Annotated in this window: 10 protein-coding genes; 8 read left to right on the top strand and 2 right to left on the bottom strand. The window is 60.0% G+C overall.

The annotated features are described in order from the left end of the window. The first annotated feature begins 167 nt into the window (after window positions 1-167). Together P3G59_RS14795 and P3G59_RS14790 are read left to right on the top strand one after the other, a co-directional pair. Window positions 168-1823, top strand: a complete 1656-nt coding sequence (locus P3G59_RS14795) for an MlaD family protein (protein ID WP_277757805.1) — start codon at window positions 168-170, stop codon at window positions 1821-1823. A gap of 16 nt (window positions 1824-1839) precedes the next feature. Then, entirely contained in the window at window positions 1840-2391 is a 552-nt protein-coding gene (locus P3G59_RS14790) for a PqiC family protein (protein WP_277757804.1), read from the top strand. Here the strand turns inward: P3G59_RS14790 and P3G59_RS14785 are convergent. Next, window positions 2349-3653 carry a HAMP domain-containing sensor histidine kinase gene (locus P3G59_RS14785; protein WP_277757803.1) on the bottom strand — a complete coding sequence of 435 codons (1305 nt, stop codon included), beginning with the start codon at window positions 3651-3653 and terminating at the stop codon, window positions 2349-2351. The genes P3G59_RS14790 and P3G59_RS14785 overlap by 43 nt on opposite strands. 368 nt (window positions 3654-4021) lie before the next feature. Here P3G59_RS14785 and P3G59_RS14780 point away from each other — a divergent pair, with 368 nt between their 5' ends. The 6 genes from P3G59_RS14780 (at window position 4022) to P3G59_RS14755 (ending at window position 11781) form a co-directional block, all read left to right on the top strand. Further along, window positions 4022-4609, top strand: coding sequence for a histidine phosphatase family protein (locus tag P3G59_RS14780; RefSeq protein WP_277762161.1), 588 nt, complete (start codon window positions 4022-4024; stop codon window positions 4607-4609). A gap of 64 nt (window positions 4610-4673) precedes the next feature. Then, a complete protein-coding gene (gene arnT / locus P3G59_RS14775) occupies window positions 4674-6389 on the top strand; it encodes a lipid IV(A) 4-amino-4-deoxy-L-arabinosyltransferase (RefSeq protein ID WP_277757802.1) in 1716 nt (571 codons plus the stop codon). Next, window positions 6386-7903, top strand: a complete 1518-nt coding sequence (locus P3G59_RS14770; protein ID WP_277757801.1) for a glycosyltransferase family 39 protein — start codon at window positions 6386-6388, stop codon at window positions 7901-7903. The genes arnT and P3G59_RS14770 overlap by 4 nt, the downstream gene beginning before the upstream one ends. Window positions 7904-8113: 210 nt before the next feature. After that, window positions 8114-9127, top strand: coding sequence for an iron ABC transporter substrate-binding protein (locus P3G59_RS14765; RefSeq protein ID WP_277757800.1), 1014 nt, complete (start codon window positions 8114-8116; stop codon window positions 9125-9127). Between the two features lie 51 nt (window positions 9128-9178). Then, window positions 9179-10726, top strand: coding sequence for an iron ABC transporter permease (locus tag P3G59_RS14760; RefSeq protein ID WP_277762160.1), 1548 nt, complete (start codon window positions 9179-9181; stop codon window positions 10724-10726). Beyond that, window positions 10723-11781, top strand: coding sequence for an ABC transporter ATP-binding protein (locus P3G59_RS14755; RefSeq protein ID WP_277757799.1), 1059 nt, complete (start codon window positions 10723-10725; stop codon window positions 11779-11781). The genes P3G59_RS14760 and P3G59_RS14755 overlap by 4 nt, the downstream gene beginning before the upstream one ends. Here P3G59_RS14755 and P3G59_RS14750 read toward each other — a convergent pair whose 3' ends face one another. After that, entirely contained in the window at window positions 11782-12672 is an 891-nt protein-coding gene (locus tag P3G59_RS14750) for a tyrosine-type recombinase/integrase (RefSeq protein WP_277762159.1), read from the bottom strand. It lies immediately after the preceding gene. Window positions 12673-13000 lie beyond the last annotated feature (328 nt).

Below are 13000 nucleotides of genomic sequence, written 5' to 3'. Positions count from 1 at the left end.
AGTGACGCGGAGCGTCACGGGCTGCATTCCCACGCAGAGCGTGGGAACGATCAACGGGCAAGGGCTCACATCCTCCGAGAATTTGCTCTATCGCCAAGCACTTCTATATTGATGGGGTGCTTTTGCGTTCCTGACGCTCAGTGCCCATTCAATCGAGGAGGACATGGATGAAGTCGTCAGCCGCCGACGAGCCACGAGCGCCAGGCCAAGCCCCCGTCAAAACCCACCGGTTCGGCATTTCACTCGTCTGGATCGTACCGATCGTGGCGGTGTTGGTAGGCATTTCGCTGGTGGTGCACAACCTGATGCAGGAAGGCCCGGCGATCATCGTCAACTTCAAGACCGGCAGCGGCCTGACGGCCAACAAGACCGAAGTCAAATATCGCAATGTGGTCATCGGTCAAGTGACGGATGTCGAGTTGAGTGGCGACCAGAAAAGCGTCGACGCCACCATCAAACTGTCCAAACAGGCGGAAACCTTTACCCGCGAAGATTCACAGTTCTGGGTGGTGCGCCCGCGCATTGGCGCCGGCGGCGTTTCGGGTATCGACACCCTGCTATCCGGTGACTACATCGGCGCCGACGTCGGCCAGTCCAATGGCCGCTCAAAGAACTTCAAGGGTCTGGAAAATCCTCCGCCGATCACCTATGGCGAACCCGGCAAGCGCTTCATGCTACACGCGCCGGATCTCGGCTCACTGGACATCGGTTCGCCGGTTTATTACCGCAAGATTCCGGTCGGCCAGGTCGTCACTTACACCCTCAACCCCGAAGGCAAAGGGGTCGATATCGAGGTGTTCATTCACGCGCCGAACGACGCGTTCGTCACCGAAAACACCCGCTTCTGGAATGCCAGCGGCATCGACATCAATGTCGGTGCCAATGGCTTTGCCGTGAAGACCGAATCGCTGTCGACCCTGCTGGTGGGCGGTATTGCGTTCCGTGCTCCGGATTACAGTCCCAACGATGTGGCCGCCGCCGACGACAAGGATTTCGAACTGTTCGCCGACCAGCAGAGCGCCCTCGCCCCACCGAATGGCAAGGCGCAATACATGGTGTTGCGTTTCGAACAGTCACTGCGCGGACTCAAGGTCGATGCGCCGGTCGAGTTCCTCGGTATGGAAATCGGTCGAGTCGTGGGCATCAACCTGGATTTCGATGCAAAAAAACGCACCTTCCCGCTTAACGTCGGCATCGTCATTTACCCGCAGCGTCTCGGTCAGGCCTACAAAAAAATGCTCACCGAATTCAAGCACGACCCCAACGACGAAGCCGCCGGCATCCGCCTGCTGGGCACCTTCATCGATAATGGCCTGCGTGCCCAGGCGCGCAGTGGCAACCTGCTGACCGGCCAGTTGTACGTGGCACTGGACTTCTTCCCGAAAGCGGAGAAAGTCGCGTTCGATCCGACCGCTCGCCCGGTGGTTCTCCCGACCGTGCCTGGCAGCCTCGAACAACTGCAGGAAAAACTCGAAGCCGTGGTCGACAAGCTCAACAAGCTGCCGGTTGATCGCATCGCCAACAACCTCGACAGCAATCTGATCGAGCTGCGCAAAGGCCTGACCCAGTTCAACGCCAAGACCCTGCCGGGTGTGCAGAGCACCCTCGCCGACGTCAGCAAGACCTTGCAGTCCGCCAGTTCGACCCTGGCCGAAGATTCGCCGCAACGCGAAAAACTCACGGAAACCCTCGATGAACTCGGGCGCATGTCGCGTTCTCTGCGTGAGCTGTCGGATTACCTGGGCCGGCATCCTGAGTCGCTGATCCGCGGTCGCCCCGATAACGCCGCGCCACTGGATCTGAAAGGACCGCCACGCAATTGAGCACAGGAGCTAACCCATGGCTTTACCGCTGAAGATCACCGTGCTCGCTGCCTTCATGTTGCTGGGCGCGTGCCGCAGCGACCCGATCAGCTTTCACACGCTGACCCCGGTGCAACTGAGCAGTAAGGGCGCCGGCGCGCAGATTCCGATCGAAGCCCTCAGTGTTCCGCCACAGGTCGACCGTGCGCAAATCGTCATCCGCCAAGGCAGCAGCGGCCTGGCGATTCTGGAAACCGATTGGTGGGGCGCGACACTTGCCGATGAGCTGCGCGGTGCGCTGAGCGATCAATTGAGCAATACCGGCGGCCAGGGCACTACCTCGGTACGCATCGAGGTGCAGCGCTTCGATTCGCTTCCGGGTCAATACGCCTTGATCGACGCCAAATGGCGCCTGCGTCCATCAGGGGCGACCGATAGTGGCCTGCTGACCTGCCGCTCGATCTTGCAAACCCCCTCGGGTCCGAGCATCGATGAACTGGTCAACGCCCAGCAGAACAACGTCAAACGCCTGGCTGCGCTGATCAGTCAGGCCGCCGGCAATCCGCGTGGCTGTCCGCCCTCCTCCTGAATCAGCGTCACCGTGAAACGACAGCCATTGGGTTCACGGGGGGTGAGCTGCACCTGCCAGTGTTGCTGGCTGCAGATCCGCTGCACCAGCGAAAGCCCCAAACCGAGTCCTTCTCCGCGCTGTTCGTCACCGCGCACGAAGGGCTGGAACATCGCATGGCGCTGTTCTTCCGGGATACCGATGCCGCTGTCTTCGACCACGAAGCTGTTTTCCTGCACAGTCAGTCGCACAAAACCGTGGTCGGTGTAATGCCAGGCGTTGCGCAACAGGTTGCCCATCACTGACTGCAGAAAGGTCAGATTGAAGCGCGCCACGCCGACGTATTGCGGATCGTAGATAAACTCCAGACCTTTTTCGCCGATCAATCGCCCCCAGACTTCAACCTGGGCATCGGCGATTTCCTTCAGGGTGCACGTGGACTGCACGCGGACTTCTTCAGGCTTGCGCGCCAGCATCAGAAAGGTTTCGACCAATTGGCGCATCTCGTGGCTGGCCCGGGCAATCCGGCTGACTTGCGCCGTAGAGCGGGGATCGAGCGACGGATTGGCCAACAGCAACTCGCAGGACGTCGTCAGCACCATCAACGGCGTGCGCAGTTCATGGCTGACGTCGCTGGTGAAAAGTTTTTCGCGGCTCAAGGTAGCACGCAGGCGTCCAAGCGTCTGATCGAACGACAGCGCCAACTCACCGACTTCATCGGCGGCGTAATCAGGGTGCAATGGCGGCGCCACCTCAATGAGTTGATCGCGATGGCGCACCTGTCGGGCCAGACGAATCACCGGCGCCATGACCCGTCGTGCCAGCAAGCGGCCCAGAACAATCGCCAGAATCACGCTGAGGATGAACCCGACAATCACCACGATAAACAGCAGATGCTCGCGCTGTTCGAGGCTTTCCTGATCGCGCAGCAGCACGTATTTGCGCCCGCCGACGGCTTCGACCATGGCGTAGAAGGCATCACCGTGGAATTTGATTTCCTGAAAGCCCAAGGGCAGCGCCGCCAGTTGCCGGGTCAGCGCCAACGGCCCCTGGCCGCCCTCGAAAAAAAACAATTCGCTTTTTTCCGGCGTGTGGCTCCAGAGGCTGATGTCGTCCATCGCCAATAAGCGGTGCAGGCCGCCGCTCAGCGTGGTGGTGGTCAACTTGCGTTCCACCACATGCACGGTCGCGACGATTCCCGCTGCAAACACACCGGCGACGAGCGCGCTCATCAACGCAAACACGATCACGATCCGTTTTGTCAGGCTTTGCTTGAGATCCATGCGTTTGCGTGGCTCCGTTGTTCGACAGCGTTGAGCTTCACCGCAATGGTGGCGCCCTGGTAAGACCCCGGATAAACAAAAACAGCATTTGAGTTTATTTATCAAATAGCCGCTTTAGTTACCCGCAACAACTTCTGGCAATTTTTTCACATGTTCTTCACCGCGCCCCGACGACCTTGAACGTAGTGTTCAGCCTGCATTCAAGTAAACAATCGTAAAGTTGCTCGCTGCCCAAGCCTTGCGTTGCATTGAATGAACTATCTGGCGTTTAAAGAGGCAACATTGTGGCGCAATTATTTCAGTTGAAACATTTATTGCGGTATCGGCGTACGCCACGTTTTCGGCTATGGATTGCGCTGGCCTGCGTCATGGCGATGGCCATTCTGGTCAGCGGTTTTGTCTGGTGGCCTCGCTCGCCGACCGACCTTGATCACGCCGGACATAACACCACCGCCGAATGGGTCAATGCCTGGCAGGCGGGTGAAGTCGTTGCCCTGGTGCGGCACACCGAACGTTGCGATCGTTCGAGCAATACCTGTCTGGGCCCGGCAGATGGCATTACCGAAGTGGGCAGTACTGCGGCGCATGTAGTCGGCCAAGGCTTCGTGAAACTGGGCATGCAGCAAGCCGTGGTGTTGAGCAGCCCGCTGACGCGCACAGCGCAAACCGCGCATTACATGTTCGGCCACGACGCCCGCGCCGAGGACTGGCTGGCCACGTGCGGCCCGACACTGCGCGATGAAATCGTCGCGCGCAAAGTTGCGCAGCAAAATCTTGTTCTGGTCACCCACAGTGGCTGCATCAGTGACTTTGAAAAGCAGACCGGCTTCCCCCATGCGATTGCCGCCGAATACGGCAGTACCTTACTCGTAAGAATTGATCATCAGAAAAAACTTACCGTGCTGGGCATTATCAATACGCAGTACTGGCAGGCATTAAACGTTACTCACAAGTAATAAACAGCACCCACTAACGCGAGAATTTAAGCCGGATTCTTTGTATTCGCCACAAGGCCCAGTCATGACGTCCGATACCCCTCCGTTGCGCCACGCTGCCCGTCATTTGATTCAATCCCCATCGTTGATCGAACGCTGGGCGATCCCCGGGCTGATCCTGGCCTTTGTGCTGTTCTATCTGCTGCCGCTGATGACCCACGGTTTGTGGATCCCCGACGAAACCCGCTACGGCCAGATCAGTCAGGAAATGCTCCTGAGCGGCAATTGGGTCGCGCCGCATTTCATGGGCATTCGCTACTTCGAGAAACCGATTGCCGGCTACTGGATGATCGCCATCGGTCAGGCGATCTTCGGCGACAACCTGTTCGGTGTGCGCATCGCTTCGGCCGTCAGCACGGGCGTGAGCATCTGGCTCGCCTGGCTGTTGGCGCGCAGGCTCTGGAACAACCCGCGCATCAGCGCTGCCTGCGCCTTGCTGTACATGAGCTTTGGCCTGATCGCCAGCCAGGCGGGCTACGCCAACCTCGATCCGCAGTTCACTTTGTGGGTCAACCTCAGTCTGGTGGCGGTGTGGTTTGCCATCGACAGTTCCACGACCCGGGCGCGTCTCGGCAGTTGGGCATTATTGGGCGCGGCCTGCGGCACGGGCCTGATGACCAAAGGCTTTCTCGCCCTGCTGTTACCGGTGCTGATCGCCCTGCCCTACATGATCTGGCAACGGCGTTTCGGCGAACTGCTACGTTATGGCCCCGTGGCTGTGCTGGTCGCCGCGCTGGTCAGCGTGCCGTGGGCGCTGGCCGTGCACGTGCGCGAACCGGACTTCTGGCGATTCTTCTTCTGGCATGAACACATCCGCCGTTTTGCTGCCGGCGATGATGCCCAGCACGCACGGCCATGGTGGTTCTATCTGCCGTTGCTGTTCGCTGCGACGTTGCCATGGGCGCTGCTGTTGCCGTCGACGCTGATTCGTACCTGGCGTGAAAAGCGCGAGGCAAAAACCGCGTTTCTGGCGTTGTGGTTTGTGCTGCCGCTGATCTTTTTCAGCCTGAGCAGCGGCAAACTGCCGACTTACATCATGCCGTGCCTGTTTCCGCTGGGACTGCTGATGGGCTACACCGTGGTCAACTGGCTGGAGCAGCGCAACCCGCAGGTTCTGCGCTTTAACGGGGTGATCAATACCGTGCTGGGCAGCGTTGCCCTGATTGCGCTGATCTATCTGCAAGCGCGCAAGGAACTCTATGCAAACACCGAGATGTTCAGCCTGTCGCTGGTGTTCATCGTGCTGATCGGCTGGATCATCGCCAATGCCCTGCAGATCATGCGGCCGCTGACGATGTGGGCCATGCCGGCACTCGGCATCGGCCTGTTGATTGCCCTGTTGCCCGCCGCCATGCCGGCGCAGATCGTCGACAGCAAAATGCCCGACCAGTTTATTGCCGAGCATCAGCAAGCCTTGAGCGAAACGTCCTCGCTGTTGAGTAACGACCTCGGCGCAGCGTCGGCGCTGGCGTGGCGTTTGCAGCGGCCGCAAGTGGATCTGTTCAATACCGTCGGTGAACTGAAATACGGCCTCGAGGATCCGGCGATGGCCGCACGCAAAGTCGGTCTGGACGACGTCGGCCAATGGATGAATGAAGCGCGCAAAAAAGGCTCGGTCGGCGTGGTGATGCGCGTTAACAGCACTCAGGAGGCCCAGGAAATCGAGTTGTTGCCGGCAGACGGCAAGCATTACCAGCGCGGCAATCTGCAGATCTACATTTTCGCCAAGCGTCAGCCATGACTTCGACGGCCAAAGAACGCAGGGCGTTATGGATTCTCCTCGCAGCGACTGCGCTGATGCTGCTGCTCGGGCTGGGCAGTCGTGAACTCTGGGGCGCGGAAACCCGCTGGGCCAATATCGCTTTGCAGATGCTGCAAAGCGGTGATTACTTGGACCCGTATCTGAAGGGCGATCCGTACTACGACAAGCCATTGCTGTCGTATTGGCTGATCACCGCGTTATCCTGGCTGACCGCAGGCCTGGGGCCGTGGTCATTGCGCTTGTCGTCGGTGATTTCGGCATGGTTCAGCGTATGGCTGGTGTATCTGCTGGGTGAGCAATTGTTTCGCAAAGGCACTGGGCTGATTGCCGGATGGATGTTGGCGACCACGTTCTATTTCATCTTCTGGGCGCGGGTTGCGACGGCCGACATCCTCACCGTCTGCGGTGTTCTCGCAGCGGTGTGGTGGTATTGGCGAGGGCCGGACGACACGCGACTCTGGCGCTATGTGGTGTTTTTCGGCCTGTTGTCGCTGACATCGCTGTTCAAGGGGCTGATCGGTTTCATCCTGCCGGGACTGCTGCTGTTGCCGCATCTTTTACAAAACGGCCGCTGGAAACGCCACCTCAACCTGCGTCTGTGTGCCGCGCTGCTGATCGCCGGAGCGTTCTATGGATTGCCGTTTCTGCTCTCGCATATTTATGGATCCCCGGACTATCGGCAAAGCGGTCTGGGCCTGGTGTTGCGGGAAAACGTCGTGCGGTTTTTCCAGCCGTTCGACAACATCGGCCCGATTTACACCTATTTGTTGTATCTGCCGGTCTACACCCTGCCGTGGGCGCCGTGCTGGCTCATTGCGCTATGGGTGGCGCTGCGCAACTGGCGAGACATCGAGCCAGACACCCGCAGGCTGATTCAAGGCCTTGGCCTGTTACTGCTGTTTTTCACCGCCAGCGGCAGCCGGCGCAGTTATTACGTGTTGCCTCTGGTGCCATTTGCGCAACTGCTCGGTGCGTGGTGGATCACCCGGCGCATGGCCGCGCGCAACCTCGAAGGGCGTGGATTGAAAGTCGGTTTTGCGGTCGCCACGGTCATGATGGCCGGTGTGCTCGGCGTGCTGTATCCGTGGACCAACAGCGGAGGCGGCGTGATCCGCTTCGGCGAAGTCGTGCGTGAACAGGCCAGTCGGCAGGCGCCGTTGAATCAGTGGCGAATGGTCATGGTCGAGGTCGACAACAAAGTGCCGATGTACCTGCAAACCGGCGGTGCGCCTTTCTACTACGTCCCTGAAACCGCCGACTTCCCACGCAACGGTGACAGCGCGACGCTATTGGCATGGCTGGAACGCAGTAGCGGTCAACACTGGGACCCGCAACGCACCATCATCGTTGCCCAGTACCGCAGTGGTGATCCGCTGCCACTCGCCTACCTGAGCGCCGATCACCGCGTCATCACCACCACGCCCACCCGCGGCGAACAGCTTTTCCATGGCCACCAGGACCAGAGCGTCGCCTACCTGCCCAATCCCTCCTGAACACCTGACGCGGAATGACGCACGGCCACCGCGCGTCACCGAGTCGCTGCTAATCTGAATGGCAATGACATGTATTAACGGTTTGTTTGACGTTTTTTTCTCATTTGCCTCTCTACATTGCCTGCGGCTGAATATCTGCAAATCATTCGCATTGAAGTCTGCCGGCGAATGCCTGCCCATAACGTCTAAAAAATCAGGAGCGTCACCGTTATGAATGCAAAGGTCCCATCCTTTCTGAAACGCGCATTGCTCGCCACCGCCCTGCTCGGTGCCGGTCAGGCGTTTGCCGCCGACAGCGTTGGCCTGCTGGTCTACAACGCCCAGCATGAAAGCCTGACCAAAGCCTGGGTGGCCGGTTTCACCGAAGAAACCGGTATTCCGGTGACGATTCGCAATGGCGACGACACCGAAATGGGCAACCAGATCGTTCAGGAAGGCACGGCCTCGCCGGCAGACGTGTTCCTCACCGAAAACTCCCCGGCAATGGTGCTGGTCGACAACGCCAGGCTGTTCGCCCCGATCGCGCCAGCCACGCTGGAACAAGTCGATGCGGCATACCGCCCGGCCCATGGCCAGTGGATCGGCATCGCCGCGCGTTCGACCGTGTTCGTCTACAACCCGGCGAAACTGGCGGAAAAAGACCTGCCCAAATCCCTGCTCGATCTGGCCAAACCGGAGTGGAAAGGCCGCTGGGCTGCCTCACCGGCCGGCGCTGATTTCCAGGCCATCGTCGCGGCTGTGCTGGAGCAGAAAGGCGAAGCCGCCACCCTCGATTGGCTTAAAGGCATGAAAAACAATGCCACCATGTACCGCGGCAACAGCGCCGTGCTCAAAGCGGTGAACGCCGGGCAGATCGACAGCGGCGTGATCTACCACTATTACAGCTTCGTCGATCAGTCCAAGACCGGCGAAAACAGCAAGAACACCCAGCTTTACTACTTCAAGCATCAGGATCCGGGGGCGTTTGTCAGTACCTCCGGCGCTGGCGTGCTGGCCTCCAGCAAACATCAGGAAGAGGCGCAGAAGTTCGTCAAATACATCACCGGCAAAGAAGGTCAGGAGATCCTGCACAGCGGCACCTCGTTTGAATACGCCGTCGGCAAGGGCGCGCCGTCCAATCCGAAACTGACGCCGCTGAAGGATCTCGACGCGCCAAAAGTCGATGCGTCAAAACTCGACAGCAAGAAAGCCGTCGAGCTGATGACCCAGGCGGGAATCCTGTAAGTGCTGCCTGAAACCCTTCCTGCGCAGGTCGCTGTGGCCTCGTCCGTCCGCCTGCCACTGAAAACCCGCGCCCTCACCGGGCGCGGGGGGTCGTGGGTGGTCGCTTTGGCGATCGGTGTTTCGCTGTTGTCACTGCTGCCGATCGCGTTTGTGCTCGGTGTGTCATGGGCGACGGGCTGGGCGACTATCCAGGCGCTGGTGTTTCGCCCACGGGTGGCTGAACTGCTGATCAACACCGTGCTGCTGGTGTTGATCACGTTGCCGCTGTGCATTCTGCTTGGCACCGCATTGGCTTGGCTGACCGAACGCACCAGCCTGCCCGGTCGACGCCTGTGGTCATTGCTGGCCGTGGCGCCGCTGGCAGTGCCGGCATTCGTCCATAGCTATGCGTGGGTCAGCCTGATTCCTTCCATTCACGGATTGCCGGCCGGTGTGCTGGTGTCGGTGATCGCGTATTTTCCGTTCCTTTATCTACCGGTGGCGGCGACGTTGCGTCGCCTCGACCCGGCGATTGAGGACGTTGCCGAATCCTTGGGCCTCAAGCCTTGGGCGGTGTTTTTCCGCGTAGTGTTGCCACAGTTGCGTCTGGCGATCTGTGGCGGTGCATTGCTGGTCGGGTTGCATCTGCTGGCCGAATACGGCCTGTACGCGATGATTCGCTTCGACACGTTCACCACGGCGATATTCGATCAGTTCAAATCGACCTTCAACGGCCCGGCGGCAAACATGCTGGCGGGCGTTCTGGCGTTGTGCTGCCTGGCGATGCTCACCGTCGAATCCGCCGCCCGGGGCAAGGCGCGCTATGCCCGCGTGGGTTCCGGCAGCGCGCGCGAACAACGCAGCGTACTGCTGAGTCGTTACACCGTGATTCTCGGGCTGAGCCTGCAAGGGCTGACCTGCCTGCTCGCCCTCGGCGTGCCCTTGCTGACGCTGGGCCGCTGGCTGATTGCCGGAGGCGTTGAGGTCTGGGGCGGTGGCGAACTGTTGCCCGCCTTGTTGCAGACCCTGTCGTTCGGCCTCGCCGGTGCGCTGCTGACCAGTCTGGCGGCGATTCCGATTGCCTGGCTGTCGATTCGTGCGCCGGGCAAATTGCAGCGCTTGCTTGAAGGCTGCAACTACATCACCAGTTCCTTGCCGGGAATTGTTGTGGCGCTGGCACTGGTCACCGTGACCATCCACTTCGCCCGGCCGATCTACCAGACCACCATCACCGTGCTGCTCGCCTATCTGCTGATGTTCCTGCCGCGTGCGCTGGTCAGTCTGCGCGCCGGTTTCGCCCAGGCACCGGTCGAGCTGGAAAACATCGCGCAAAGCCTCGGCCGCTCACCGCTGCGCGCCTTGTGGCTGATCACCCTGCGTCTGGCCGCGCCGGGTGCTGCAGCGGGTGCCGCGCTGGTGTTTCTGGCGATCACCAATGAACTGACCGCGACCCTGCTGCTCGCGCCCAACGGCACCCGCACCCTGGCCACCGGTTTCTGGGCCATGACCAGCGAAATCGATTACGCCGCAGCCGCGCCTTACGCGCTGTTGATGGTCCTGCTTTCGCTGCCGCTGACGGCCATTCTCTATCACCAATCCAGGCGCACCGCTGGCCGATGAACGCACTCGAACTGATTTCCCTGAACAAGTCCTTTGGCGCGCAGAAAGCGCTGGATGACATTTGCCTGTCGGTGCCGACCGGCAGCCGCACGGTCATTGTCGGTCCGTCCGGCTCCGGCAAGACCACGCTGCTGCGGATGATTGCCGGTTTCGAATTTCCCGATGCCGGCAGCCTCACGCTCAATGGTCAGGTGCTGGTCGACAGCACTCACGCCGTGCCCGCTTATCAACGGCAGATCGGCTACGTACCGCAGGACGGCGCGCTGTTCCCGCACATGACCGTCGCCGCCAACATCGGTTTTGGCCTTGCGCTGACCGGCACCGCCAGAGAGCAACGGATCCAGGAGTTGATGGACAGCGTCTCGCTGGACGCCACCATGGCCAACCGTTGGCCCCATGAGCTGTCCGGCGGCCAGCAGCAACGGGTGTCCCTCGCCCGGGCATTGGCGCAACAACCGCGACTGATGCTGCTCGATGAGCCGTTCTCGGCCCTCGACACCGGTCTGCGCAGCGCCATGCGCAAAATGGTTGCGCGCTTGCTCGAGGACGCGGGTGTCACGACGATTCTGGTCACGCATGATCAGGGCGAAGCGCTGTCATTCGCCGATCAGTTGGCGGTGATGCGCGGCGGTCGACTGGTGCAGTCCGGGCATCCGATGGACCTCTACCGCTATCCCGACGACGAACAGACCGCGCACTTTCTCGGCGAGGCCGTGGTGATGCCAGCGCGGATCGAGTCCGGTCTGGCCCACTGCGATCTCGGCCAGGTGCCGGTGAACAGCAACGGTTTCATCGGTAACGCGCAGATCATGCTCAGGCCCGAACAATTGCAACTGTCCGACGCGATGTCCGGCACCCAGGGCTGTCCCGCCGTGGTCACCGAACGCGACTTCGCCGGCAACACCTGCACCCTCACCGTCGAACTGCGCTCGCCACTCCATCAGGCCACCGGAAGGTCGCTATTGGTTCGCAGCTCCGGCATGCACGCGCCACCGGCCGGCAGCGACGTGCAGTTATCGGTGCTCGGTGCGGCGCACGTCTTCGCGGTTTCCTGATCAGAGATCGAAACGATCCACCGCGCGCCGCCGCTCGTTGTCATCGCGCACATCGTAGTTGGCGGTGGTCTGGATGTTGCTGTGGTGCGCGAGCTTCTGCGCGATCGACAGATCATGTTCCTCGATCACCCGCGTGATGAACGAGCGCCGGAAGTCATGGGGCATGATTTTCACGCCGACCTGCGTGCCACGCTGACGGGCGATGTAATAGATCGCGTGTTTGGTGATGCGCTCACGGGTGATGTGGCTGCCGCGACGAATGCGGTTGAACAGAAAGGCATCGTCACTCTCGCCTTCCTTGAGTTGCGAACGACGCAGTTCCAGCCACGCATCGAGTTTGGCGAACGCCCACGCCGGCGCGTATTTGATCAGTTGTTTATTGCCTTTGCCGGTGACGGTCAGGCTGCGTTCAGTGAAGTCGACCTGGTTCAAGTCCAGGTCCACCGACTCCGACTTACGCATGCCGGTGCCGTACAACAGCGCAATCACTGCCGCGTCGCGCAGGCCTTGCGGACGCGGATCGGCGGCGCACACTTCCATCAATTCGTGGATCAAGGTGCGCTTCAAGTTGCGCCCTCGGGACAGACGCGTGCCGGCAATGGCTTTGACCGAGCGCATCTTCAACAAGTGATCCTGAGAGATCAGGCTCATGCGCCACGCTTCATTCATCACCCCGCGCACAGCGTTTACATAAAGCGAAGAAGTGTTCGGCGCGTAGTTGTCTTCGCGCAAAGCGGCGACCAGCGCAACAACATCTTCAGGTTGTAACGCGTGCCAGGGAATATCCTCGACATTCATGTCTTCAAAGCCGAGACGGTCGGCCGCATCCTGCAAAACGTAGCGCATGGTCAACTGACTGGAGGGAGCCAGGCGCGCCAGATACAGGGTCATCGGATTGGTTTGGCGGGTTTGCAGCGGTACAACGGACAAGTCAGTCAAACGTAAAGGCCTTGAGTAAAAACAATTCAACACAGCAACTAACAACTGCAACATTTCGCCTATAAAGGGAACACTTCCGTAGGACTTTTCTACTAAAAACGACGATAAACGGTAGAAGTCTGAACAGCGGCTGTATGAGTTCTAGATAAACGATTCGCCGACCGGTTTTTCATGTTCCTTTCACAAAAACGGGCATAACCTTAATTCCAACAGATCCCGTGTCGGCGCCGTCCAAACTGCCGCGCGAAGCCACAAAAGTCAACCGAACCCCGACGGTAAG

This window comes from Pseudomonas sp. A34-9, from assembly GCF_029543085.1.
Taxonomy (GTDB): Bacteria; Pseudomonadota; Gammaproteobacteria; order Pseudomonadales; family Pseudomonadaceae; genus Aquipseudomonas.
The sequence above is the reverse complement of the archived record's forward strand: the minus strand, read 5'-3'. Positions and strand labels throughout refer to the sequence as shown.